This window comes from Lacrimispora sp. YZC11 (assembly GCF_057543815.1).
Map to the genome: position 1 here is coordinate 387175 of NZ_BAAJYQ010000020.1, position 22883 is coordinate 410057.

At 47.1% G+C, this 22883-nt stretch carries 28 protein-coding genes; all 28 read left to right on the forward strand.

Translation table 11 applies throughout. The annotated features are described in order from the left end of the window. Positions 1–8 precede the first annotated feature (8 nt). The 28 genes from AC27IJ_RS23285 (at position 9) to AC27IJ_RS23420 (ending at position 22665) form a co-directional block, all read left to right on the forward strand. Positions 9–317: a BMC domain-containing protein gene (locus AC27IJ_RS23285; RefSeq protein WP_312441078.1), complete on the forward strand. Its 309-nt coding sequence runs from the start codon at positions 9–11 to the stop codon at positions 315–317. A gap of 30 nt (positions 318–347) precedes the next feature. Next, entirely contained in the window at positions 348–1844 is a 1497-nt protein-coding gene (locus AC27IJ_RS23290; RefSeq protein ID WP_312441079.1) for an aldehyde dehydrogenase family protein, read from the forward strand. A gap of 82 nt (positions 1845–1926) precedes the next feature. After that, positions 1927–4491 (forward strand): choline trimethylamine-lyase, encoded by a 2565-nt coding sequence (gene cutC, locus AC27IJ_RS23295; RefSeq protein ID WP_330694900.1) that lies wholly within the window; start codon positions 1927–1929, stop codon positions 4489–4491. A gap of 22 nt (positions 4492–4513) precedes the next feature. Beyond that, positions 4514–5467, forward strand: coding sequence for a choline TMA-lyase-activating enzyme (gene cutD / locus AC27IJ_RS23300; RefSeq protein WP_312502694.1), 954 nt, complete (start codon positions 4514–4516; stop codon positions 5465–5467). 16 nt (positions 5468–5483) lie between these two features. After that, positions 5484–5822, forward strand: coding sequence for a BMC domain-containing protein (locus tag AC27IJ_RS23305; RefSeq protein ID WP_312441081.1), 339 nt, complete (start codon positions 5484–5486; stop codon positions 5820–5822). Continuing rightward, complete coding sequence (locus AC27IJ_RS23310; RefSeq protein WP_312502693.1) at positions 5819–6250, forward strand: EutP/PduV family microcompartment system protein; 432 nt, start codon at positions 5819–5821, stop codon at positions 6248–6250. The genes AC27IJ_RS23305 and AC27IJ_RS23310 overlap by 4 nt, the downstream gene beginning before the upstream one ends. A 22-nt stretch (positions 6251–6272) precedes the next feature. After that, complete coding sequence (locus AC27IJ_RS23315) at positions 6273–7409, forward strand: 1-propanol dehydrogenase PduQ (protein WP_312441083.1); 1137 nt, start codon at positions 6273–6275, stop codon at positions 7407–7409. Continuing rightward, on the forward strand, positions 7409–8026 hold the full coding sequence (locus AC27IJ_RS23320) for a hypothetical protein (RefSeq protein WP_312441084.1): 618 nt from the start codon (positions 7409–7411) through the stop codon (positions 8024–8026). Before AC27IJ_RS23315 ends, AC27IJ_RS23320 begins: the two co-directional genes overlap by 1 nt. Beyond that, positions 8008–8853 carry an ethanolamine utilization protein EutJ gene (gene eutJ / locus AC27IJ_RS23325; protein ID WP_312441085.1) on the forward strand — a complete coding sequence of 282 codons (846 nt, stop codon included), beginning with the start codon at positions 8008–8010 and terminating at the stop codon, positions 8851–8853. The genes AC27IJ_RS23320 and eutJ overlap by 19 nt, the downstream gene beginning before the upstream one ends. Positions 8854–8867: 14 nt before the next feature. Next, positions 8868–9173, forward strand: coding sequence for a BMC domain-containing protein (locus AC27IJ_RS23330; RefSeq protein ID WP_312441086.1), 306 nt, complete (start codon positions 8868–8870; stop codon positions 9171–9173). Further along, positions 9167–9430 (forward strand): EutN/CcmL family microcompartment protein, encoded by a 264-nt coding sequence (locus AC27IJ_RS23335; protein WP_054738277.1) that lies wholly within the window; start codon positions 9167–9169, stop codon positions 9428–9430. Before AC27IJ_RS23330 ends, AC27IJ_RS23335 begins: the two co-directional genes overlap by 7 nt. 15 nt (positions 9431–9445) lie before the next feature. Beyond that, a complete protein-coding gene (locus tag AC27IJ_RS23340) occupies positions 9446–10078 on the forward strand; it encodes a cupin domain-containing protein (protein ID WP_312441088.1) in 633 nt (210 codons plus the stop codon). A gap of 11 nt (positions 10079–10089) precedes the next feature. Continuing rightward, positions 10090–10695 carry a BMC domain-containing protein gene (locus AC27IJ_RS23345; protein ID WP_312441089.1) on the forward strand — a complete coding sequence of 202 codons (606 nt, stop codon included), beginning with the start codon at positions 10090–10092 and terminating at the stop codon, positions 10693–10695. A gap of 26 nt (positions 10696–10721) precedes the next feature. Further along, a complete protein-coding gene (locus AC27IJ_RS23350) occupies positions 10722–12269 on the forward strand; it encodes an acetaldehyde dehydrogenase (acetylating) (protein WP_312502692.1) in 1548 nt (515 codons plus the stop codon). Between the two features lie 25 nt (positions 12270–12294). Then, on the forward strand, positions 12295–12930 hold the full coding sequence (locus AC27IJ_RS23355) for a phosphate propanoyltransferase (protein WP_312441091.1): 636 nt from the start codon (positions 12295–12297) through the stop codon (positions 12928–12930). A gap of 42 nt (positions 12931–12972) precedes the next feature. Then, positions 12973–13257, forward strand: a complete 285-nt coding sequence (gene eutM / locus AC27IJ_RS23360) for an ethanolamine utilization microcompartment protein EutM (RefSeq protein WP_025230271.1) — start codon at positions 12973–12975, stop codon at positions 13255–13257. Positions 13258–13457: 200 nt separating this feature from the next. After that, on the forward strand, positions 13458–13793 hold the full coding sequence (locus AC27IJ_RS23365) for an AtpZ/AtpI family protein (protein ID WP_312441092.1): 336 nt from the start codon (positions 13458–13460) through the stop codon (positions 13791–13793). A gap of 15 nt (positions 13794–13808) precedes the next feature. After that, positions 13809–14210 carry an ATP synthase subunit I gene (locus tag AC27IJ_RS23370; RefSeq protein ID WP_312441093.1) on the forward strand — a complete coding sequence of 134 codons (402 nt, stop codon included), beginning with the start codon at positions 13809–13811 and terminating at the stop codon, positions 14208–14210. 48 nt (positions 14211–14258) lie between these two features. Continuing rightward, complete coding sequence (gene atpB / locus AC27IJ_RS23375) at positions 14259–14960, forward strand: F0F1 ATP synthase subunit A (RefSeq protein ID WP_312441094.1); 702 nt, start codon at positions 14259–14261, stop codon at positions 14958–14960. A gap of 35 nt (positions 14961–14995) precedes the next feature. Then, positions 14996–15253 (forward strand): ATP synthase F0 subunit C, encoded by a 258-nt coding sequence (atpE, locus tag AC27IJ_RS23380; RefSeq protein ID WP_013274565.1) that lies wholly within the window; start codon positions 14996–14998, stop codon positions 15251–15253. Between the two features lie 72 nt (positions 15254–15325). Then, positions 15326–15841: a F0F1 ATP synthase subunit B gene (gene atpF / locus AC27IJ_RS23385; protein WP_312441095.1), complete on the forward strand. Its 516-nt coding sequence runs from the start codon at positions 15326–15328 to the stop codon at positions 15839–15841. Next, entirely contained in the window at positions 15829–16377 is a 549-nt protein-coding gene (gene atpH / locus AC27IJ_RS23390) for an ATP synthase F1 subunit delta (RefSeq protein WP_312441096.1), read from the forward strand. The genes atpF and atpH overlap by 13 nt, the downstream gene beginning before the upstream one ends. A gap of 114 nt (positions 16378–16491) precedes the next feature. Next, a complete protein-coding gene (gene atpA / locus AC27IJ_RS23395; protein ID WP_312441097.1) occupies positions 16492–17994 on the forward strand; it encodes a F0F1 ATP synthase subunit alpha in 1503 nt (500 codons plus the stop codon). A gap of 16 nt (positions 17995–18010) precedes the next feature. Then, positions 18011–18865 carry an ATP synthase F1 subunit gamma gene (gene atpG / locus AC27IJ_RS23400; RefSeq protein ID WP_312441098.1) on the forward strand — a complete coding sequence of 285 codons (855 nt, stop codon included), beginning with the start codon at positions 18011–18013 and terminating at the stop codon, positions 18863–18865. 57 nt (positions 18866–18922) lie between these two features. Beyond that, positions 18923–20317, forward strand: coding sequence for a F0F1 ATP synthase subunit beta (atpD, locus tag AC27IJ_RS23405; protein ID WP_312441099.1), 1395 nt, complete (start codon positions 18923–18925; stop codon positions 20315–20317). Between the two features lie 11 nt (positions 20318–20328). Then, positions 20329–20727, forward strand: coding sequence for an ATP synthase F1 subunit epsilon (gene atpC, locus AC27IJ_RS23410; protein WP_312441100.1), 399 nt, complete (start codon positions 20329–20331; stop codon positions 20725–20727). A 168-nt stretch (positions 20728–20895) separates the two neighbouring features. Further along, a complete protein-coding gene (locus AC27IJ_RS23415; RefSeq protein WP_312502691.1) occupies positions 20896–21825 on the forward strand; it encodes a sugar phosphate nucleotidyltransferase in 930 nt (309 codons plus the stop codon). Between the two features lie 120 nt (positions 21826–21945). Next, a complete protein-coding gene (locus tag AC27IJ_RS23420; protein WP_312441102.1) occupies positions 21946–22665 on the forward strand; it encodes a hypothetical protein in 720 nt (239 codons plus the stop codon). The last annotated feature ends 218 nt before the right edge of the window (positions 22666–22883 follow it).

Consider the following 22883-nt stretch of genomic DNA (forward strand, 5'->3'; position numbering starts at 1 on the left):
AACAGTATATGGAAAGATATGAAGCCCTAGGCTCAATAGAAACATTTGGTCTGGTATTTGTTCTCGAAGCGGCGGATGCAATGTGCAAGGCGGCAGATGTGGAACTCATTGGCTATGAAAACGTAGCTTCCGGTTATATTTCTGTATTGGTACGTGGAGATGTGGGAGCCTGCAAGACGGCTGTAGAAGCCGGAATCAAGGCGGTAAAGGATATGGGAGCAGAAGTTTACAGCTCCGTAGTCATACCAAGACCTCATCCCCATCTTGAAAAAATCATCAGACGATATGCCATAAATACTGCTCCTGAACAGGAATAGCAGGCATCCCGGATGAAGGGAGAATAGGAAATGAGTTTTGTAGATAAAGACTTACTCTCCATACAGGAGGCAAGGATTTTAATGGAAGGTGCACGGGAAGCCAGAAAGACCATGCTTACCTTCCCCCAGGAAAAGCTTGATCTCATTACCGGCGCCCTGGCTGCAGCAGCAAAGGAAATGGCGGAGGAGCTGGCGGTCATGTCCGCAGAAGAAACCGGATATGGACGTTTCCAGGACAAGTACGTGAAAAACACCTTTGTCTGCAATTTCCTTCCGGAACGCTTAAAAGATATGAGGTGCGTCGGCATCTTAGAAGAGGATCCACGGTTAAAGACCATGGCGGTAGGTGTTCCTGTGGGCGTGATAGCAGCCCTGACACCGGCTGTGAGCCCGGTTTCCACCGCGATTTACAACGTATTGACCGCTGTTAAGTCCGGCAATCCCATCGTTATCGCTCCTCATGAAAGGGCGAGGAAGGTAACGGGCAGGCTGCTTGACCGGCTGATAGAAGCAGGGAAATCCTGCGGGCTTCCGGAAGGGGCCATCGGGTATTTAAAGACAGTGACAAGGGCTGGAGCCCTGGAACTGATCCGTCACCCGGCAGCGGCCATGGTGGTCAATACCGGAGTTCCGGAGTTGTGCCGCGAGGCAGCAGAAAGCGGAAAGCCATATATTTATGGCGGTACTGGAAACGGACCGGTCTTTGTTGAACGGACTGCCGATGTTAAGCAGGCGGTAGAAGATATCATCGCCAGCCGTACCTTTGATTACGGTATCGTATCTGCGGCCGAGCAGTATATGGTGGTAGACAGCCTCATTGCAGCAGAAGTAAAGGCCGAAATGTTAAAGAACGGCGCTTACTTTATGAATGGGGAAGAGGAGAAAAAGCTGATCGAACTTCTCTGCCTGGAAAGCGGGAAGGCGGATACGGAAATTATGGGGAGACCGGCATCAGAGCTTGCGGTCAGAGCAGGCTTTACGGTGCCGGAGTCCACGACGGTGCTGGTTTCCGAACAGAAGTATATTTCTGACAGGAATCCGTTTGCAAAAGAGCTTCTGTGTCCTGTACTGGCCTACTACATCGAAAATGACTGGATGCACGCCTGCGAGAAATGCATGAGCCTTCTGGTTAACGAAAGCCATGGACACACCCTAGTGATCCATTCCAGGGATGAAGAAGTAATACGCCAGTTCGCCTTAAAGAAGCCTGTGGGCAGGGTTCTTGTCAATACCCCCGCCACTCTGGGCAGCATGGGAGCGACAACGAACCTGTTTCCGGCCATGACACTTGGCAGCATTACGGCAGGTGCCGGAATCACGGCGGACAACGTTTCACCCATGAATTTCATCTACATCCGGAGTGTGGGATATGGAGTCCGGGGAGCGAAGGAATTCCTTGGGGCTGCCGTAAAGTCTTCGGGCGGATATGGAAAAGCTCCTGAGACAAAGGAAAACATCGAAGATGCAAAAGCGCTCCTTATGCAGATTTTAGAAACCTTGTCCAAAGAGCTTGATGATAAGTGTTGAAAGAAAAACGTCTTTCAACCTTGAATTTGTGAATCAACTGGATATGCAAGCATATCCGCTTGATTCATTAGGTGGCAAATAATTGAAAGAGAGGGAAACCAGATTGGATATTCGTGAATTTTCAAATAAATTTGTGGAAGCAACGAAGAACATGACACCAGAAGAAAGAGCTTCTCTGATGAAAATGTTTGAAACTGTTTCCGATGAAATCAATAAAAAAGAGCCTGCTACCCAGGCGGCAGCATGCTGTGAGGGAGGAAGCTCGATACCAGATGGCATTACTCCAAGACTTCAGAATTTAAAGGAAAACTATTTAAAACATAAACCATCTATTACAACATACCGTGCACGGGCTATTACCAAGATCGCAAAAGAAAATCCTGGTATGCCAAAGATCATGCTTCGTGCAAAATGTTTCCGTTACTGCTGTGAAACAGCGCCCCTAGTCATTCAGGACAACGAGCTCATCGTAGGAGCTCCCTGCGGCGCTCCCCGTGCAGGTGCATTCTCCCCGGATATCGCATGGAGATGGATGGTAGATGAGATCGATACCATCGGAACACGCCCTCAGGATCCATTCTATATTTCCGAAGAAGACAAGAAAATCATGAAAGAAGAGCTGTTCCCATATTGGTCCGGCAAATCGGTTGATGAGTATTGTGAAGATCAGTACCGTGAAGCAGGCGTATGGGAATTATCAGGAGAATCCTTTGTATCTGACTGCTCTTACCATGCCATCAACGGCGGCGGAGACTCCAACCCCGGCTATGATGTGATCCTTATGAAGAAGGGCATGCTGGATATTCAGCAGGAAGCCAAGGATCATTTAGAAGAACTGAAATATGAGAATCCTGATGATATTGAGAAGATTTATTTCTACAAATCCATTATCGATACCACAGAAGGCGTTATGATCTACGCAAAGAGACTTTCCGATTATGCAGCAGAGCTTGCAGCAAAGGAAACCAATCCAAAACGTAAGGAAGACCTGTTAAAGATTTCTGAAGTTAATGCTTACGTTCCTGCTCACAAGCCAAGAACTTTCTGGGAAGCGATCCAGGCTGTATGGACCATCGAATCTCTGCTTGTAGTAGAAGAGAACCAGACCGGTATGTCCATCGGACGTGTGGACCAGTATATGTATCCATTCTACAAAGATGATATTGAATCCGGGCGTATGAATGATTATCAGGCATTTGAGCTTGCCGGCTGTATGCTGATCAAGATGTCTGAGATGATGTGGATCACCAGCGAAGGCGGTTCCAAATTCTTCGCAGGCTACCAGCCATTCGTAAACATGTGCGTAGGCGGTGTGACCCGCAGCGGTCACGATGCCACCAATGATTTAACTTACTTACTTATGGATGCAGTCCGTCATGTAAAGATTTACCAGCCGTCTCTTGCATGCCGTATCCACAACAAGTCCCCTAAAAAGTACATGAAGAAGATCGTAGACGTGGTTCGTTCCGGAATGGGATTCCCGGCTTGCCATTTTGACGATGCTCACATTAAGATGATGCTTGCAAAAGGCGTATCCATTGAAGATGCACGTGATTACTGTCTGATGGGTTGTGTAGAGCCTCAGAAATCAGGACGTCTGTATCAGTGGACCTCCACTGCTTATACCCAGTGGCCAATCTGTATCGAGCTTGTGTTAAACAAAGGAGTTCCTTTATGGTATGGCAAGCAGGTTTGCCCGGATATGGGTGACTTAAACAACTTCAAAACTTACGAAGAGTTTGAAGCAGCTGTAAAAGAAGAGATCAAATATATTACAAAGTGGACAGATGTTGCCACCGTAATTTCCCAACGGGTTCACAGAGACTTAGCTCCAAAGCCACTCATGTCCATTATGTACGAAGGCTGTATGGAAAAAGCCAAGGATGTATCCGCAGGCGGAGCAATGTACAACTTCGGACCTGGTGTGGTTTGGTCGGGACTTGCTACCTATGCAGACTCCATGGCAGCGATCAAAAAGCTTGTTTTCGAAGATAAAAAATATACACTGGGGCAGATAAATGAAGCGTTAAAGGCTGACTTCGTGGGATATGACCAGATCCGCACCGATTGCCTCAATGCTCCGAAATACGGAAATGATGATGATTATGCAGATTTAATAGCAGCTGACCTGGTTGACTTTACAGAGCATGAGCACAGACAATATAAGACCTTATACTCTGTTTTGAGCCACGGTACCTTATCCATTTCCAATAACACCCCATTCGGACAGATGACAGGCGCTTCTGCCAACGGCCGTAACGCATGGCTGCCACTTTCCGACGGAATCAGCCCGACCCAGGGTGCAGACTTCAAGGGCCCGACCGCTATCATCAAGTCCGTTTCCAAGTTGTCCAATGACAGCATGAACATCGGTATGGTCCATAACTTTAAGATTATGGCAGGGCTTCTGGATACTTCGGAAGGAGAAGAAAGCCTTATCACCCTGCTTCGTACAGCATGTATGTTTGGAAACGGCGAGATGCAGTTCAACTACTTAGACAACAATACCTTAGTTGAGGCTCAAAAGCATCCGGAGCTGTACCGCGACTTAATCGTCCGTGTAGCCGGCTATAGCGCATTCTTCGTAGAGTTATGCAAGGATGTACAGGATGAGATCATAAGCAGAACCATGCTGACACATTTCTAATAGAAAGCGGAGATAAATCGTAATGGACCATGGAATGACAGGAGAGATTGAACGTAAGGCGTTTATCTTTAACGTGCAGAAGTACAACATGTATGACGGGCCGGGAATCAGAACCCTGGTATTCTTTAAAGGTTGTCCCCTCCGATGTAAATGGTGCTCCAATCCAGAAGGAATGGTGCGGAAATTCCAGGTGATGTATAAGCAGAATTCCTGTGAGAACTGCGGGGCGTGCGCTGATGTGTGCCCCGTGGGAATCCATGTGATGTCCAGAGAGACCGGGAAACATGAAATCCAGCGGGAAAAGGATTGCATCGGATGCATGAAATGCAAGAATGTCTGCCCCAATGCAGCGCTGACCATTGCCGGAGAGGTTAAGACCATTTCAGAACTGCTTGAAATCGTGGAAGAGGATGCTGCCTTTTATGATATTTCAGGCGGCGGGGTAACCCTTGGCGGCGGCGAAGTGACTGCCCAGCCGGAAGCAGCTTTAAATCTGTTAATGGCCTGCAAGAAGGAAGGAATCAATACAGCGATTGAGACCTGCGGTTATACAAATACGGAAACCATTTTAAGAATTGCGGAGTATGTGGACTTATTCCTGTTTGACATCAAACACATGGACCCTGTCCGCCACAATGAACTGGTGGGGGTGAACAATGAACAGATCCTTACCAATCTTAAAGAACTGCTTCACCACCGTTTCAATGTGAAGGTCCGCATGCCCATGCTGAAGGGGATCAATGACAGCCGGGAAGAGATCGATGAGGTCATTAAATTCCTGATGCCCTTCCGTGATTATAAGAATTTTAAGGGAATTGACTTACTTCCGTACCATAAGCTGGGCGTGAACAAATACAACCAGCTTGATATGAAATACCCAATTGATGGTGATCCAAGCTTAAGCGCAGAAGATTTAGACCGGATTGAGGGTTGGATGAAGGAATATCAGTTCCCGGTTACTGTGGTGAAGCACTAAGAAAGGGGAAGAGGCCATGATTGAGACGCAGCGTGTCATAGAGGAATCCGTTCCTGGCAAGCAGGTGACCATAGCTCATGTGATCGCATCTCCCATACCGGAGGTGTATGAATGCCTTGGCATTGATCAAATGGGAGCCATCGGAATTCTCACCCTGTCCCCTTTTGAAACGTCCATCATTGCGGCGGACATTGCGGCAAAGGCAGCAGACGTTGAAATTGGCTTCTTAGACCGTTTCACAGGTTCTGTGATCATTGCAGGCGATGTGGACAGTGTGGAAACCGCTTTGACTGCAGTATGTGATACCTTAAAACGCGGGCTGGGTTATATGGTGCCTGCGGTAACAAAAACATGAGAAAAAAAAGAATCATGATTATCGGTCCCTGCGGCAGCGGGAAAACTTCTCTGGCCAATGTTATAAACGGTTTTACCGGTCCGGCCAGGAGAACCCAGAACATGGTATATGGGGAAAAGACTCTGGATGTACCGGGGGTTTACTTAGAAAGTCCCTGGATGCATAAGCATATCATTGCGGCGGCACAGGATGCCTCCCATGTACTGATGCTGGTAGACCAGTCATCATGCCGGGAAAGTTATCCTCCTGGATTTGCAAAAGTATTCCGGGTTCCTGTCCTCGGTGTGATTACGGGAAACGGGAAAAAACCGGAAAATGATGACTGGTGTATCCGTCAGTTAAAAAAAACCGGGGTTCGGGAGCCCTATTACCATATCAATCTGTCTGAAGGGACAGGTCTTCATGAATTAATGGAAGTATTAAAATAAAAGGAAAGGAGGGAAATGTAACGTGGAGCAATTTGTAATGAATACAAAGGTATATATGGGATCTTCCTGTCTTGACAAGATGAAGGAACTTCCAATGACAAAGGCTTATATTATTTGTGACCCCTTTATGGCCCAGTCCGGAAAGGTGAACTGGATCACAGAGCTTTTGCAGGAGAAGGGGAGCAGTTATGAAGTATTTTCTGAGGTAGTGCCTGATCCGACCATTGAAGTAGTTTCAAAGGCCATCGGCAAAATGAAATGTTTTGGTCCGGATGCAGTGATTGCCCTTGGCGGCGGATCTGCCATTGATACGGCAAAGGCGGCAAGCCACATCTACAGCCAGATGGGAAATGAGAGACTGTTTTTGATCGCAGTCCCCACAACCAGCGGTACCGGCAGTGAAGTGACCAATTTTTCTGTGATCTCCGATCCTCAGGCTCAGGCGAAATATCCGCTGAGATCCGATAGTATGGTGCCGGATGCAGCCTTTCTTGATCCCCGCTTTACGGTGTCGGTTCCGCCTCACATTACAGCGGATACCGGAATGGATGTTCTGACCCATGCCCTGGAAGCCTATGTTTCAACCAATGCAGGTGATTTTACCGATGCCTGTGCGGAAAAAGCTGTGAGACTGGTATGGAACTACCTGACACGTACCGTTGAGGAAGGCAGCGACATGGAAGCCAGAACTCACATGCACAATGCATCATGTCTGGCTGGAGTTGCGTTTAACGGAGCTTCCTTAGGGCTTTGCCACAGCATGGCTCATGCTCTTGGAGCACGCTTTCACATTCCGCACGGAAGAAGCAATGCGATCCTGCTTCCCCATGTCATCAGCTACAACGCTGGTCTGGAAGACGCCGGCGAACAGAAAGCCTGCGTCAGATATGTGGCAATCGCTAACATGCTTGGAATTGCAGCCGGAACAGATAAAGCTACGGTACACGGCCTGGTGCGTCACATCAAGAATCTGATGAACAAGATCAAAATACCTCAGCAGATTACAGACTTAAAGATTGATAAAGACGAATTTGAACAGGCTGTACGGGAAATGGCAGAAAAAGCCCTGGCTGACAACTGCACATTGACCAATCCAAGAGTGCCTTCGGTAGAAGAAATTGAAGACATCTATCGGAAACTGTGTAAGGGGGGCTATTAATGAAATTCATCACGGAAGACGATTTGAGGATTTTATTTAAAAAAGAACCCTTTACCTCTTATGATCTCCCTGCGGGAACCAGACTGACACCTGGAGCACGCCAATTTCTGGTGGACAAGAAGATTCCAATCAGTGACGACCCTATGATGGTAAAACGAAAAAATGAAAAACCTGCAGAGAAAAATGAAAAAGCACAAGAAAAAGGAATCTGTCAGGATCTTTTCCTATTAAAAAAGAAAACGCTTCAGGCACAGTTTTTAGAGACGGGTCTTGAATTATTAAATCGGGACGTGCTGTTGGCAGAGCAGATATTTGACTTAGAACGAAAGCTTTCTGACCTGGGGAAAGAAGGCAGGGAAGTGGAATTCCCACCCTCGCCTTGTACCGGATTCCATAAAGACAACTTTAATCAGCCTTATGAGGATTGCTTCGAGATCACAGGTTTTCATGCACAGTCAGAAAAGGGAAAGGAGATCCTTCTTCTGCACCGCCTGCGCTGCAGCGTAAGAGAGCTGGCGGCGGAAACGGAGAACGCAGGCTTGAACCCGGTCATCAACCGCTTATCACAGATGATATGTCTGGAATATGGAGGAAAAACATGTCAAAGGAAGAAATAACATTTGATGGCTGCAATGAACTGGTGAGCCAGTTTGAAGCAGTTGTTAGGCAGCCCGTTAAGGGAAGCTCCTCTGTTTACTATACCGGTGTCGATCTGGGAACAGCCTGCGTGGTACTTGCCGTGCTGGATGAGAATTACAAACCTGTGGCAGGCGCTTATCAGTATGCGGATGTGGTCCGGGATGGAATGGTCGTGGATTACATCGGTGCGATCCGGATTGTTCGGGAGCTGAAGGAAGAACTGGAGGAAAAGCTGGGCACAGAATTGATTTATTCGGCTGCAGCCATTCCACCGGGCACCGATTCACTGGACGGCGGAGCGATTAAGAACGTGGTCCAGGGAGCAGGATTTGAAATAACGGCTCTTCTCGATGAGCCTACGGCGGCAAACGCAGTTTTAAAAATTAAAAACGGTGCAGTCGTGGATATCGGAGGCGGCACCACCGGAATTTCCATTTTAAAGGATGGAAAGGTGGTGTATGTAGCGGATGAACCAACAGGAGGGACTCATTTTTCCCTGGTGGTCTCCGGTGCTTATCATATGTCCTTTAAAGAGGCAGAGGTTTATAAGCGGAAAGAAGAAAACCATAAAGAACTGCTGCCGGTTTTAAAACCGGTTGTGGAGAAGGTTGCTTCCATCATAAGCCGTCATATTAAAGGACATGATGTACAGGAAATCTATCTGGTAGGCGGGACCTGCTGCCTTACCGGGATTGAAGCAATCATTGAAAAACAGACGGGAATCAGGACACGCAAACCTGAGAACCCAATGTTTGTAACACCTCTTGGAATCGCATTTTCCTGTACGCAGGAAGAGCAGGCATAAAGGATGTGGACAATATGGAATACCGTATAATTAAATCACCGTCACAGGGAACTATCGATATTTTGAACCGCAGGAAAGGCTCCGGCACCTCCTCTTCCATAGGACCGGTGGATGCAGTGGGACTGGTACAAGGCAGGATCATCGAAATGGTTTGTGCCGCAGATGTGGCAGAAAAAGCAGTAGGTGTTACGGTAGAAGACATCAGAGGAAGCTGCCCGCAGAACATGATCATGCTGGCGATTTTTGGAGATACTGCATCGGTAGAGGCAGCTATGGATGAGATTAAGCAAAGAGAGAAGAGAGGGGTGGAAGAATGGTAGCGGCCAGATTGATTGATAACATATGGGCCACCAGAAAAGCGGAGTCCTTAAATGGGTATAAATTTATGCTTGCCGAGATCATTGGCGGCACACGGGAAGGCGAGCGGCTGATCGTAGCAGATATTATCAGCGCTGGAATCGGTGACCGTGTGATCATTTCCACCGGCTCTTCTGCCAGACGGATGCTGGGAAGCGATGAGGTTCCCGTAGATGCCGTAGTAATTGGGATTATTGATGAAGATTGCCAATTTATATAGAAGGGAAGTGATCATATGAAGCAGTTGATTTGTGCAAAAGATGTAGAAAAGTTAAACGCTGAGGGAAAAAAGGTATTTTACGTGGAAAGCGGAAGTATCATCACTCCGTCTGCAAAGGATACAGCAGATTCGTTCGGCATCAAATTCTGCGATAAGGCAGAGGAGCAGCAGACACAGGCTCCGGCTGCTTTTGCAGGCATGGATATTGACAGCGATAAAATTTATATGGTACTGAAGACTTTGATGGAAAAGGGTTTGTTAAATGATATTTTAAAACCCTATGAGTCGGAAAGTCATGGAAACGGTCTTAAGGTGGTTCGTGGAAGTTCTGTGAAAATGGATGTATTTGATACGGGTGATCCATCTGTCAAAGCTTATTACCAGGAATTGGTGAGCAAAGATGAGTCCCATATCAGTGCAGGTTTCCTTGTGATCGACCATTCTAGTTTTGAATGGGAATTGACCTATGAAGAGATCGACTATGTAATCGAAGGAACCTTAACCATTACCATTGACGGAAAGACCTATACGGCAAAAGCCGGAGATGTGCTCTTCGTACCGTCAGGCTCCAAGGTAATCTGGGGTTCACCAGATAAAGCGAGAGTATTTTACGCAACGTATCCGGCAAACTGGGCTGATTTGGTTTAAGGAGGTAAATAATGCAGGCACTTGGCTTTATAGAAACAAAAGGCGTGCTGGCGGCTATTGAGGCGGCAGATGCCATGTTAAAGGCGGCAGACGTGTCTCTTCTGGAAAAGACCAAAGTCGGCGGAGGTCTCGTCGCTGTTACGGTGACCGGCGATGTGGCGGCAGTAAAGGCAGCGGTGGACGCCGGAGCAGCAGCGGTAGAACGCATAAACGATGCTGCTTTAGTAACACGCCATGTGATTGCCAGGCCTCATGATGAGCTGACGGCTGTAATCGGCGGAGGTACTCCTGACGAACCGGAAAAAGAACCAGTTCCGGAAATCGTAGAAGAACCAGCGGCTGAGGTACTTGAAGAGATACCGGCAGAAGAGCCGGTCGAAGAATCTTCCAATGAACCGGAAACGGTGGATACCATAAAGCGGGAAACCGTGGACTTATGGATGAAGCAGGACGGTCTGGAAGAAACCATGAAGATACTTGAAGATATGAAGGTAACAGAGCTTAGGACACTTGCCAGAGAATATCCGGAATTCAGTATAGCCGGACGTGAAATTTCAAAGGCAAATAAAACCCTGCTGCTGGAAGAATTCGGGAAGTATTACAGGCAGAATGATTAATATTTTTAGAAAAGGAGAACGGGAACATGGAAAATTTTGATTATGATTTACGTTCCATCCAGGAAGCAAGGGACTTAGCAAGATGCGGTGAAGCTGCTGCAAAAAAAATCGCCGGATTTACGGCGGAACAAATTGACACCATTCTTAAGAGTATGGCAAAGGCAGGAGAGGAACACGCTCTTTGCCTGGCAGAAATGGCCGTTGAAGAAACAGGTTTTGGAAAGGTCATGGACAAGGCATATAAGAACCATGCTGCTTCCACTCTTTTATATGAAGAGATAAAGGATATGAAGACCAGAGGAATCCTTGCAGAGGATACCGTGAATAAGACCATTGATGTGGCAGAACCGGTAGGCCTTGTAATGGGTATCGTCCCATCGACCAACCCAACCTCAACCGTATTCTTTAAATCCATGATCGCCATTAAATCAGGAAACCCAATCGTATTTTCTCCCCATCCTTCTGCTGCAAAATGTACCTTAAAGGCTGCAGAGGTTATGCGTGACGCCGCTATTGCAGCAGGCGCACCGGAAGGAATCATCGGCTGTGTATCCATGCCCTCCATGGGATCTACCAACGAACTGATGAAGTGCAAGGAAGTCTCCGTTATCATTGCAACCGGCGGCCCGGGTATGGTGAAAGCTGCATACAGCGCAGGAAAGCCAGCCATCGGCGTAGGTGCAGGAAACTCCCCTGCTTACATAGAAAAGACGGCTGATGTGAAGCAGGCGGTAAAGACAATCCTTGCCAGCAAGACCTTTGACTATGGTACCATCTGTGCCTCCGAGCAGTCTATCATCTGCGAGGAGAGCAATCACGCAGAGGTCGTAGCAGAGTTAAAGAGCCAGGGCGGTTACTTCATGACAAAGGAAGAAACCGATAAAGTCTGTGATCTGTTGTTTAAAAATGGCCATAACATGAATGCCAAATTTGTGGGCCGTTCCCCCCAGGTGATTGCACAGGCAGCAGGAATCCAGATCCCTGAGGGAACAAAAGTCCTCATCGGGAAACAGGAAGGCGTTGGAGAGGGATATCCGTTATCCTACGAAAAGCTGACAACCGTACTAGGTTTCTATACCGTAAAGAACTGGGAAGAGGCCTGCGGCTTAAGCATCCGTCTTTTACAGAACGGAATTGGACATACCATGAGCATTCATACCCAGGACAGGGATATGGTTCTTAAGTTCGCTGCAAAGCCTGCTTCCAGAATCCTTGTAAATACAGGCGGAAGCCAGGGTGGAACAGGAATCAGCACAGGCCTTCCGATTTCCTTTACATTAGGATGCGGAACCTGCGGAGGAAGCTCTGTTTCTGAAAACGTAAGCCCGAAACATCTCCTCAATGTGAAAAAGGTAGCATTCGGTATTAAGGATTGTTCTACCATCGCAGCAGATGATCCAACTTTTACATGGAAGGAAAGCTCCCAGGCTGCTTCCTTAAGTCCTGCTGACTTCGTAGCTTCCTTTGATAAAAAGGAATGTGCTCCTGCTTCATCCTGCCAGGTAAGCAGCGATGAAAATGAGAAGCTGGCAGCTCTTGTAAAGGAGATCGTACTGGCAATGAAGGGCCAGTAAAACGAATCAGGAAAGGAGAACAGGAATGGATAAGTATGAAGCGGTAATCAAACTCTTAATGGAAGCCGTGAAAGCGGAATCCGGAACCGATGAGTTTCGAATACCAGTTGGCGTTTCCAACCGCCACGTACATCTGTCACAGGAAGACTTGGATATCCTTTTCGGCCAGGGTTACCAACTGACCAAATTAAAGGAATTATCCCAGCCGGGACAGTATGCATGTAAGGAAACAGTCACCATATGCGGCTCCAAAGGAGCCATTGAAAAGGTCCGCATATTAGGTCCGGTCAGAAAACAGACTCAGGTTGAGGTTCTGGCTGCAGACTGTTTTAAGCTTGGAACAAATTCTAAGCCGAAGATGTCCGGTGAATTAGCCGGTACACCAGGGATCACATTGGTGGGGCCGAAGGGCTCCGTTCAGACAAAGGAAGGCCTTATCATCGCCCAGAGACACATTCATATGACTCCTCAGGATGCCTTGAAATTCGGTGTACATGACGGACAGACGGTAAGCATTCAGACAGAGGGAATCCGAGGCGGTATCTTTCATCATACGGCAATCCGGGTAACCGATACGTCGAGCCTGGAATGCCATCTTGATACGGAGGAAGCAAATGCCATGGGACTTGGCAGTTCTTCAAGCGTAACCATTGTAAAGTAAGTGAACCATTAAAAATTAATTATAAATCAGGAGGATTTAAAAATGAAATATGATGCATTAGGAATGATCGAAACAAAAGGTTTAATTGGATCCGTTGAAGCTGCAGATGCTATGGTTAAGGCAGCAAACGTTACCCTGATCGGTAAGGAATTCGTAGGCGGCGGTCTTGTTACCGTTATGGTAAGAGGTGATGTAGGTGCCGTTAAGGCAGCTACTGATGCAGGTGCAGCAGCAGCTCAGCGCGTAGGAGAACTGGTATCCGTACATGTAATCCCACGTCCACATGCAGAAGTTGAAACAATTCTTCCAGGCACAAAAGAAGCATAATTAAAAATTTGATAAGGTCTGTTTTTTACGGGTTCTTCCTGCAAAAAACAGGCCTTTTTTCAAGAATTTTTTTGTCTAATGGTGCAAAAACAGAAAGTTTTTTGATGTGTCAAGTTAAATTTCCGTATATAATAGACAAAATAAGTTTTATTAGGTATAATACCAGGTATATGTGCAGGATGCAGAAAGCAGGTGGAATTATGCGCCACAACAAGAGCGTAATGAGAAGTTTCATGATGGTGACCCAACTGGGAATCAGTGTCATGGTACCTGTATTTGTCTGTCTTCTTGCCGGTTACTATATTGACCGGTATGCTGGGACAAAGCTGATATTATTATTTATGTTTCTGGGATTTCTGGCAGGAGGCTTGAATGCCTATAAGCTGGCAAAGGCCACACTAGCCATGAATGAAAGGGAGGAGCGGGCTGAGGATCAGAAGGAGCGCATAGAGCGGCAAGAGGAGGCAAGAACCAAGGTGCATAAGCCAAAGCAGAAAAGCCGCGTGAGGGGACATGACGATGAGAAACTTTTGTAGACAGGAGGATTTGTAATGGGGAAGGAAACAAAGAATCTGATGCTTGAGGTTTCTGCCGGAATTGTATTTTTCACGGTGGCAGTTATGCTTGGGGCATTTTTTGTGTATCCCAGACGTGCTGTTTATGCAGGATTGATTTTGGGAATGGTGTTAGCCCTGGCCATGTTTTTATCCATGGCTTTGGTACTTGAACGTTCTATGAAGACGGAAGATCCAAAGACTGTTCAGAAGCAGAGTATTATCAGTGCAGTCCTACGTTATCTGCTGCTTATTGTTATAATGATAGTAGTCATTGAACGGTTTTCGGACTGGTTCAATCCGGTCGCAGTAGTAATCGGAGTCCTCGGACTCAAGGCTGGAGCATTTTTTCAGCCTATCATCCACAAGATCGCGGTCCGCAGGGCAAAGGGAGAGTGATTTCCTTTGCGGTCAAGTGGGATTTCTTAAGAAAGGAGGATTAAGCGTATGGTAGTTGCGAGTGCCAATAATGTGGACTTTATGATCAAAGGAGTAACAAAGTTTCAGGCCTTTGGGCAGGAACTATGGGTCACAACCACAGAAATAGGCCTTAGCATTGTGACAATCGTAATCCTGTTTATAGCAGTGATTGCCAACCGAAAAATGAAGCAGGCTACAGAAGTGCCTGGCACCTTCCAGAATATCGTAGAGTTTGCTGTGGAGGCGCTTGATAACCTGGTGAATAGTACTATGGGTCACAACGCAAAGAAATTTGTTAATTATATCGGAACTATATTTATTTTCATATTGTTCTGCAATATTGGCGGCTTATTTGGTCTTAGAACACCAACAGGAGACTTTGGTGTTACCTTTATGCTTGGTATTTTCACCTTCTTTATCGTGCAATACCAGGGATTCAAGAATCACGGAGTCGGCCATCTGACAGGCCTGTTCAAGCCGTTTCCCGTTTTATTCCCGATTAACTTAATCGGTGAAATTACCAACCCATTATCCCAGGCGCTTCGTTTATTCGGCAACATGATGTCAGGTGTTGTTATTATGGGATTGTGGTATGGGATGATGCCAATCTTTGTAAAGATTGGTATCCCATCGTTTTTACACGTATATTGTGACGTATTTTCAGGCTGTATCCAGACCTATGTGTTCTGTATGCTGACTATGGTATATGTCAATGATAAGATGGATTAAACTTTAATAATATTAAATTCAGGAGGAATTTTTCTATGAACGGATTTTCAGGACAGGATTTTATCTTAGGCTGCTCAGCAATCGGTGCAGGTCTTGCGATGATCGCAGGTATTGGACCTGGTATTGGACAGGGTATCGCAGCAGGCCACGCAGCAGCCGCAGTTGGACGTAATCCAGGCGCAAAGTCTGATATTACATCTACCATGCTTTTAGGACAGGCCGTTGCCGAGACAACAGGTCTTTATGGTTTCGCTGTTGCTGCTATCCTCATGTTCTTAAAGCCATTCAGCTAAAGAGTGGAATGGCAGGCGGCGAAAGCCTGCCAGTAGAATGGGAAAGAATAAAGAGCGAGAGGAGGCGAAACCTTGGATCGATTATTGGGATTTGACGCACAGCTGCTTTTTGATTCATTTGTGACAGGCATTAACATATTTATCCTGTTTTTTGCGTTATCCTATATGCTGTTCAATCCGGTGCGGGAAGCCCTGGAAAAAAGAAAACAGAAGATTGCGGGAGAATTAAAAAACGCTGCCGACGATAAGGAAGCAGCGCATGCAATGAAGGAAGAATATGAAGCCAGGCTTCATGAAGTGAAGAAAGAGGCAGAAGCAATCTTAGAGGATGCCAGGAAAAGAGCAAAGCAGCGTGAGGCTGAGATTATTGCAGAAGCCAGGGAAGAAGCGGACCGCATTGTTATACGGGGCAACCGCGAGGTGGAACTGGAGAGAAAGAAGGCGCTTGATGATATGAAAGAACAGATCATATCCATCGCTTCTGTTATGGCCGGTAAGGTCGTGGCTGCTTCCATTGACACTACGGTGCAGGATGCCCTGATTGACGAGACTTTGAAAGAGATGGGTGAGAGCACATGGCAAAGCTAGTATCAAAAGTATACGGCGATGCATTGTTTGAGGAAGCTCTAAGAAAGCAGGAAGTGGACGCTTTGTTTGAGGAAGTGAGAGGCCTGCAGGTGGTTTGGCGCGAGAATCAGTCATTGGCGGAGCTTCTTGATAATCCGAAGATTGTAAAGGAAGAAAAAATCGGCATTATTAAGAATATTTTTGACGGACGCGTATCGGATGACCTGATGGGTTTTCTGACAGTCATTGTCGTCAAAGGCAGGCAGAAGGAGATTCCGGCAATCTGTGAATACTTCATAAACGCTGTTAAGGAATATAAGAAGATCGGCGTGGCCCATGTGACCAGCGCTGTTGAATTAAATGAGGGGCAAAAAGCCCGGCTTTTAGAAAAACTGCTGGATACAACCCGGTATGTGGATTTTGAGATGGATTATAAAGTGGATCCGTCAATCATTGGCGGCATGGTGATCCGGATCGGGGACCGGGTAGTGGATTCCAGCATTAAAACGCAGATTTACGAGCTGCGACGCAGCCTGTTAAAGCTGCAATTGGCATGATTTACTTAATGAAAGCAAGCGTAAGCGTAGCTTTTATTTAGTAAATCAGCCGCTCGAGGAGCCGAGAGGCGAATCGAACTTCCATATAAATAAAGAAAGAAGGTGCAAACCTTAATGAATTTAAGACCAGAAGAGATCAGTTCCGTCATCAAGGAACAGATACAAAGATATTCCACGAAAATGGATGTCTCTGATGTCGGTACAGTCATTCAGGTGGCGGACGGAATTGCCCGTATCCATGGCCTTGAAAATGCCATGCAGGGGGAACTTCTTGAATTTCCGGGAGAAATCTACGGCATGGTGCTCAACCTGGAAGAGGATAACGTTGGTGCAGTTTTATTGGGTGCCGGCGCGATCAGCGAGGGCGATACGGTTAAGACTACCGGACGAGTGGTGGAAGTTCCTGTTGGTGATGCATTGACCGGGCGTGTTGTTAATGCCTTAGGACAGCCCATTGATGGAAAAGGACCGATACAGACAGACAAATTCCGTAAGATTGAGCGTGTGGCTCATGGCGTTATTGAAAGAAAATCAGTAGATACCCCTCTTCAGACCGGTATTAAGGCTATTGATGCCATGATCCCCATCGGAAGAGGACAGCGTGAGCTGATCATCGGTGACCGCCAGACCGGAAAGACGGCGATTGCTCTTGATACGATCATTAATCAGAAGGGCCAGGGGGTTCATTGCATTTATGTAGCCATTGGCCAGAAGGCATCTACGGTTGCCAACATTGTTAAGACACTGGAAGAGTACGGCGCTATGGATTATACCACCATTGTCGTATCAACTGCTTCCGATTTAGCTCCTCTTCAGTATATTGCTCCATATTCCGGATGCGCCATAGGAGAGGAATGGATGGAAAACGGAGAGGATGTATTGGTTGTTTACGATGATTTAAGTAAACATGCAGCCGCTTACCGTACCCTGTCATTGCTGCTTAAGAGACCGCCGGGCCGTGAAGCTTACCCGGGCGATGTTTTCTATCTGCATTCCAGATTGCTGGAGAGAGCCTCCAGACTTTCAGAAGAGCTGGGAGGCGGTTCTTTAACAGCCCTTCCGATCATTGAGACCCAGGCTGGAGACGTATCCGCTTATATTCCGACCAATGTCATTTCCATCACAGACGGACAGATTTACCTGGAGACAGAAATGTTTAACTCTGGTTTCCGTCCTGCCATCAACGCTGGACTTTCCGTATCCCGAGTAGGCGGTTCCGCCCAGATCAAGGCTATGAAAAAGATCGCAGCTCCTATCCGTGTGGAACTGGCGCAGTACCGCGAGCTTGCGAGCTTTGCGCAGTTTGGTTCCGAGCTTGATAAGGAAACGGCAGAACAGCTTGCCCAGGGCGAGAGGATCAGAGAGGTATTAAAGCAGGGCCAGTATCAGCCGATGCCGGTTGAATACCAGATCATCATTATCTTCGCGGCGACAAAGAAGCTGCTCTTGGATATTCCTACTGGGAAAATCCTTGATTTTGAAAAGGCTCTGACCAGTTTCATTGACACCAAATATTCTGAAATTCCCGCAAGCATCCGCGAGACAAAGCAGATCACGCCTGAGACGGAAGAATTGCTGGTAAAGGCAATTAACGAATGCAAAGCAGGTGTTTTTTAAAGGCAGGTGAACAATCATGGCATCCATTAGGGATATCAAACGAAGAAGAGACAGTATTTCCAGTACCGAACAGATTACAAAAGCCATGAAGCTCATATCTACCGTTAAGCTGCAGAAGTCCAAAGCAAAGGCAGAGGAATCCAAACCCTATTACGACATGATGTATGATACCATAGGCTCGATGCTGCGCAAATCCGGCAGCATTGACCATAAGTATTTAAAACCAGGTGACTCTAAGAGGAAGGCAGTTATCGTCATCACTTCAAACCGTGGATTGGCAGGGGGCTATAACAGCAACATTGCCAAAATGGTTCATGGAGATGAGAGGCTTACGCCGGAACTTACGGATGTTTACGCCGTCGGACGGAAAGGGAAGGAAGCACTGGCGAGAAAGGGATATACGGTTGCCGCGGATTATTCCGAGGTGATCAATGAACCGATCTACCGCGATGCGGCCGATATTACCATGGAGCTTTTAGACGCCTTTGGACAGAACCGGATAGGTGAAATTTATCTGGCTTATACATCTTTTAAGAATACTGTAACCCAAATACCGACTCTTAAAAAGCTTCTCCCGGTTGAAATGGAAAAGGGAAGTGAAAAGACGGATCTGACTTTAATGAATTATGAGCCGGATGAGGATCAGGTATTGGATTCCATTATTCCTAAGTATATGAGCAGCATGATCTATGGCGCTTTGCTGGAGGCCGTTGCCAGTGAGAACGGGGCCAGAAGGGCAGCCATGGACTCTGCAACGAATAATGCGGAAGAGATGATAGAAGAACTTGGACTGGCATATAACCGGGCAAGACAGGGGTCCATTACCCAGGAGCTTACCGAGATCATAGCCGGTGCCAATGCGATTTCATAAGGCGAATCGAACTTTATTTTTCAGGAATGAGAGAAATATAAAAGAAGGAGAAACAAGATGGCAGGACAAAATATTGGTAAGATCACTCAGATCATCGGTGCCGTACTGGATATCAAGTTCAGCCAGGGCAAGCTGCCCGATATCAATGAAGCCATTGATATCGCTGCAAAGGATGGCGGCAGACTGGTTGTAGAAGTATCTCAGCATCTTGGCGATGACACGGTACGATGTATCGCCATGGGATCCACCGATGGACTGGTACGTGGTATGGACGCGGTTGCTACCGGCGGTCCGATTACCGTACCGGTTGGAGAGGAAACATTGGGACGTTTATTTAACGTTCTGGGTGATCCGATCGATAATAAACCGGCACCGGTAGTAAAGGAGCGTTTTCCGATTCACAGACCGGCTCCCACCTTTGAGGAGCAGTCCACTGAAACGGAGGTTCTGGAAACCGGTATCAAGGTCGTTGACCTTCTCTGCCCTTATCAAAGGGGTGGTAAGATCGGCCTTTTCGGTGGTGCAGGAGTAGGTAAGACTGTATTAATTCAGGAGCTGATCCGTAACATCGCTACAGAGCATGGCGGATATTCCGTATTCACCGGCGTTGGTGAGCGCACCCGTGAAGGAAATGACCTTTATCACGAGATGCAGGAATCAGGCGTTATAAATAAAACAACCATGGTATTCGGACAGATGAATGAGCCGCCGGGTGCCCGAATGAGGGTAGGCCTTACCGGCCTTACCATGGCTGAGTATTTCCGTGACCAGGGCGGAAAGGATGTACTGTTATTCATTGACAACATTTTCCGTTTTACCCAGGCAGGCTCTGAGGTTTCCGCTCTGCTTGGACGTATGCCTTCCGCAGTAGGCTATCAGCCGACCCTGCAGACGGAGATGGGCGCTCTTCAGGAGAGGATCACTTCCACGAAGAATGGTTCCATCACATCGGTTCAGGCAGTTTACGTTCCGGCCGATGACCTTACGGACCCGGCTCCGGCCAACACATTCGCCCATCTGGATGCGACCACGGTTCTTGACCGTTCCATCGTGGAGCTGGGTATTTATCCGGCGGTTGATCCCCTTAGTTCCACATCCAGAATCCTTGATCCCCGTATCGTAGGTGAGGAACACTACCGTGTTGCCCGCGGGGTTCAGGAGGTGCTTCAGAAATATAAAGAACTTCAGGATATCATTGCCATGCTGGGTATGGATGAGCTTTCTGAGGAAGATAAGATCACGGTGGCCCGTGCAAGAAAGATTCAGAGATTCCTTTCTCAGCCTTTCTTCGTTGCAGGACAGTTCACCGGTCTGGAAGGCCGCTATGTGCCGCTTTCTGATACCATTCAGGGCTTTAAGGAGATTTTAGAAGGAAAGCATGATGATATTCCGGAGAGCTATTTCTTAAATGCAGGCAGCATCGAGGACGTTCTTGCCCGTGTGAAAAAATAGGGGGTTGGAATATGGCTGATTTATTCAAACTGCAGATCATCTCTCCGGAACGAAAGTTTTACGAGGGAGAGGCTTCCATGATGGAGCTGACTACCACGGAAGGGGATATCGGTGTATACCGGAATCATATCCCCATGACCGCCATCGTTGCCCCGGGAATTTTAAAGATTCACGAGGAAGGCGGAGTGAAGGAAGCGGCCCTGATGTCTGGTTTTACTGAGATTTTACCGGAGAAGATCGTCATAATGGCGGAAGTTGTTGAATGGCCGGGAGAGATTGATGCAAACCGTGCAGAGGAGGCTAGGATCCGTGCAGAACGCCGCTTAAAGGAACAGAGCGGAGAGATTGATATTATCAGAGCGGAATCTGCTCTGAAAAGGGCCCTAATAAGGCTTTCACTTACAAAGTAAAGTAAGAAAGGGATTTGGACCTTGCAAAATAAGTCCAAATCCCTTTTTCTATGATAAATGAATCTTTGTAAATGAGAAGAGGGAGCGCGGATGATCCGGTATCTATGGATTAAACCTCTCTTTTGTGTTATACTATTAGGCAGATTAAACAAACAGGGAGATAGTGTTATGAAGAAGACATCATTAGTGATTATGGCGGCGGGCATTGGCAGCCGGTTTGGCGGAGGGATCAAACAACTGGAACCCGTAGGACCGAGCGGTGAGATTATCATGGACTATTCCATATACGATGCTCTGAATGCCGGATTTGACAAAGTCGTGTTCATCATAAGAAAGGATCTGGAACAGGATTTTAAGGAGATCATTGGAAAGAGGATCGAAAAGATCGCTCATGTGGAGTACGCTTATCAGGAACTGGATGACCTTCCTCCAGGCTATGCAAAGCCGGCTGACAGAACAAAGCCATGGGGAACCGGCCAGGCGCTTTTATGTGCCCAAACGGTGATCCATGAACCTTTTGTCGTGATTAATGCGGATGACTATTATGGAAAAGAAGGTTTTATAAAGATTCATGAATATCTGGTAAATGAGATGGATCCAATGTCTAAGCCTTTTGATATCTGCATGGGAGGATTTGTTCTGGGCAACACCTTGAGCGAAAATGGTGGAGTGACCAGGGGGGTATGCCAGGTAGATGAAAGAGGGATACTGAAAGGGGTTACAGAGACATATGAGATCAGGCGAAGTGAAGACTGGGCAGAAGGCCGCAGTGAGGAAGGAACCCCGGTGAAAATCCCGCTAGATCAAAATGTTTCCATGAATATGTGGGGGCTTTCCCCAGCCTTTCTTGAGGAGCTGGAGAGAGGATTCCCGGAGTTTTTGGCCGGTTTAAAAGAGGGGGATGTGAAAACGGAATATTTGCTTCCTAAAATCATCGATAAGCTTGTTCATTCTCAAAAAGCGCAGGTAACGGTGCTTGAAACAAGAGACCGGTGGTTTGGTGTAACTTATAAAGAGGACAAGCCTGCTGTTGCTGCGGCTATCAGGGGCCTGGTTTCAGAAGGTGTGTATCCGGAGCGCCTGTTCGATGTGAAGTAAAAAGAAAATACGGTTTTCTGATGGCTTGCCAATCAGAAAACCGTATTTTCTTTTCCTGTGATTTTGCACCTTGCCTTTTTGCTTTGCATACTATAGTGTTGTATAAGCAGAAAGCAGGGAGTGATAACAACCGTGCCTATTAACCCGGATTATACTTATGGAAACAGCTTTCAGGATCTGGAGCCATATATGCTTTATGGTGACAGGAGTGCTGCAGGGCGTTCCTTGGAAAGAAAGGATTCTATTGTACAGGATTTGGAATACCTACAGGGAATGTACCCAGGACATATGAAACGGTTGCAGGAATATGTAGTATCAGCGTGCGATCATCTGGATTATAAGAACAGTCCCATGTATGACGAATTTCCGGACCGAATGATGATTAACCAGATCTGCGATTCTATATGCGACCAGATACGTAAAGATGGTATCCTGATGGATGAAATGACAGAAGGACCAGAATATGAAGAACCGACGGCAGCGGAGCAAGAGCTGGCGGAACAGATGGAGTGGGGAACAGAAGAGATGGAAGAATCGGATCTGCTGTCTCAGGACCGTGGTTCATCATGGGATCCGTGGGGACCAAGGGGACCAAGGGGACCAAGAGGACCAAGGGGACCAAGAGGGCCTAGAGGGCCGTGGGGACCTTGCGGGCCGTGGGGAGGACCTTGTGGGCCGAGAGAACCGTGGGGGCCAGGATCATGGGGTCCATGGGGTCCATGGGGACCGAGAGGGCCATGGAGCCAGAGGACTGATGACGGTTTGCTGGATGGCGTCGTCAATGTGCTTCTTCTTAATGAGATGCACCGCAGGAGATGCCGCAGCGGACTTTGCAGATAGGAAATGGAAAGCAGCTGTCCTTAGCAGGACGGCTGCTTTTTAAGTTTACCCGGTATGGTGATTTTTCAAGGATGAAAGTCGTGTTCTGTGCATTTTTTAATTATTCATTTACAACGGTAAAAGGTTATACTTGTTTTTGAACGGTATTAACTGTGAAGCGGAAAATACCGATATTTCTATTATTGTAAATCCTATGCGATCTAATCGGTAAAAAATAC

Excerpts from the sequence above, each read along its gene's own strand:
- AC27IJ_RS23285 (WP_312441078.1), top strand. The coding sequence starts at position 9 with ATGGAAAGATATGAAGCCCTAGGCTCAATAGAAACATTTGGTCTGGTA.
- AC27IJ_RS23290 (WP_312441079.1), top strand. The coding sequence starts at position 348 with ATGAGTTTTGTAGATAAAGACTTACTCTCCATACAGGAGGCAAGGATT.
- cutD (WP_312502694.1), top strand. The coding sequence starts at position 4,514 with ATGGACCATGGAATGACAGGAGAGATTGAACGTAAGGCGTTTATCTTT.
- AC27IJ_RS23305 (WP_312441081.1), top strand. The coding sequence starts at position 5,484 with ATGATTGAGACGCAGCGTGTCATAGAGGAATCCGTTCCTGGCAAGCAG.
- AC27IJ_RS23310 (WP_312502693.1), top strand. The coding sequence starts at position 5,819 with ATGAGAAAAAAAAGAATCATGATTATCGGTCCCTGCGGCAGCGGGAAA.
- AC27IJ_RS23320 (WP_312441084.1), top strand. The coding sequence starts at position 7,409 with ATGAAATTCATCACGGAAGACGATTTGAGGATTTTATTTAAAAAAGAA.
- eutJ (WP_312441085.1), top strand. The coding sequence starts at position 8,008 with ATGTCAAAGGAAGAAATAACATTTGATGGCTGCAATGAACTGGTGAGC.
- AC27IJ_RS23330 (WP_312441086.1), top strand. The coding sequence starts at position 8,868 with ATGGAATACCGTATAATTAAATCACCGTCACAGGGAACTATCGATATT.
- AC27IJ_RS23335 (WP_054738277.1), top strand. The coding sequence starts at position 9,167 with ATGGTAGCGGCCAGATTGATTGATAACATATGGGCCACCAGAAAAGCG.
- AC27IJ_RS23340 (WP_312441088.1), top strand. The coding sequence starts at position 9,446 with ATGAAGCAGTTGATTTGTGCAAAAGATGTAGAAAAGTTAAACGCTGAG.
- AC27IJ_RS23345 (WP_312441089.1), top strand. The coding sequence starts at position 10,090 with ATGCAGGCACTTGGCTTTATAGAAACAAAAGGCGTGCTGGCGGCTATT.
- AC27IJ_RS23350 (WP_312502692.1), top strand. The coding sequence starts at position 10,722 with ATGGAAAATTTTGATTATGATTTACGTTCCATCCAGGAAGCAAGGGAC.
- AC27IJ_RS23355 (WP_312441091.1), top strand. The coding sequence starts at position 12,295 with ATGGATAAGTATGAAGCGGTAATCAAACTCTTAATGGAAGCCGTGAAA.
- eutM (WP_025230271.1), top strand. The coding sequence starts at position 12,973 with ATGAAATATGATGCATTAGGAATGATCGAAACAAAAGGTTTAATTGGA.
- AC27IJ_RS23365 (WP_312441092.1), top strand. The coding sequence starts at position 13,458 with ATGCGCCACAACAAGAGCGTAATGAGAAGTTTCATGATGGTGACCCAA.
- AC27IJ_RS23370 (WP_312441093.1), top strand. The coding sequence starts at position 13,809 with ATGGGGAAGGAAACAAAGAATCTGATGCTTGAGGTTTCTGCCGGAATT.
- atpB (WP_312441094.1), top strand. The coding sequence starts at position 14,259 with ATGGTAGTTGCGAGTGCCAATAATGTGGACTTTATGATCAAAGGAGTA.
- atpE (WP_013274565.1), top strand. The coding sequence starts at position 14,996 with ATGAACGGATTTTCAGGACAGGATTTTATCTTAGGCTGCTCAGCAATC.
- atpH (WP_312441096.1), top strand. The coding sequence starts at position 15,829 with ATGGCAAAGCTAGTATCAAAAGTATACGGCGATGCATTGTTTGAGGAA.
- atpA (WP_312441097.1), top strand. The coding sequence starts at position 16,492 with ATGAATTTAAGACCAGAAGAGATCAGTTCCGTCATCAAGGAACAGATA.
- atpG (WP_312441098.1), top strand. The coding sequence starts at position 18,011 with ATGGCATCCATTAGGGATATCAAACGAAGAAGAGACAGTATTTCCAGT.
- atpD (WP_312441099.1), top strand. The coding sequence starts at position 18,923 with ATGGCAGGACAAAATATTGGTAAGATCACTCAGATCATCGGTGCCGTA.
- atpC (WP_312441100.1), top strand. The coding sequence starts at position 20,329 with ATGGCTGATTTATTCAAACTGCAGATCATCTCTCCGGAACGAAAGTTT.
- AC27IJ_RS23415 (WP_312502691.1), top strand. The coding sequence starts at position 20,896 with ATGAAGAAGACATCATTAGTGATTATGGCGGCGGGCATTGGCAGCCGG.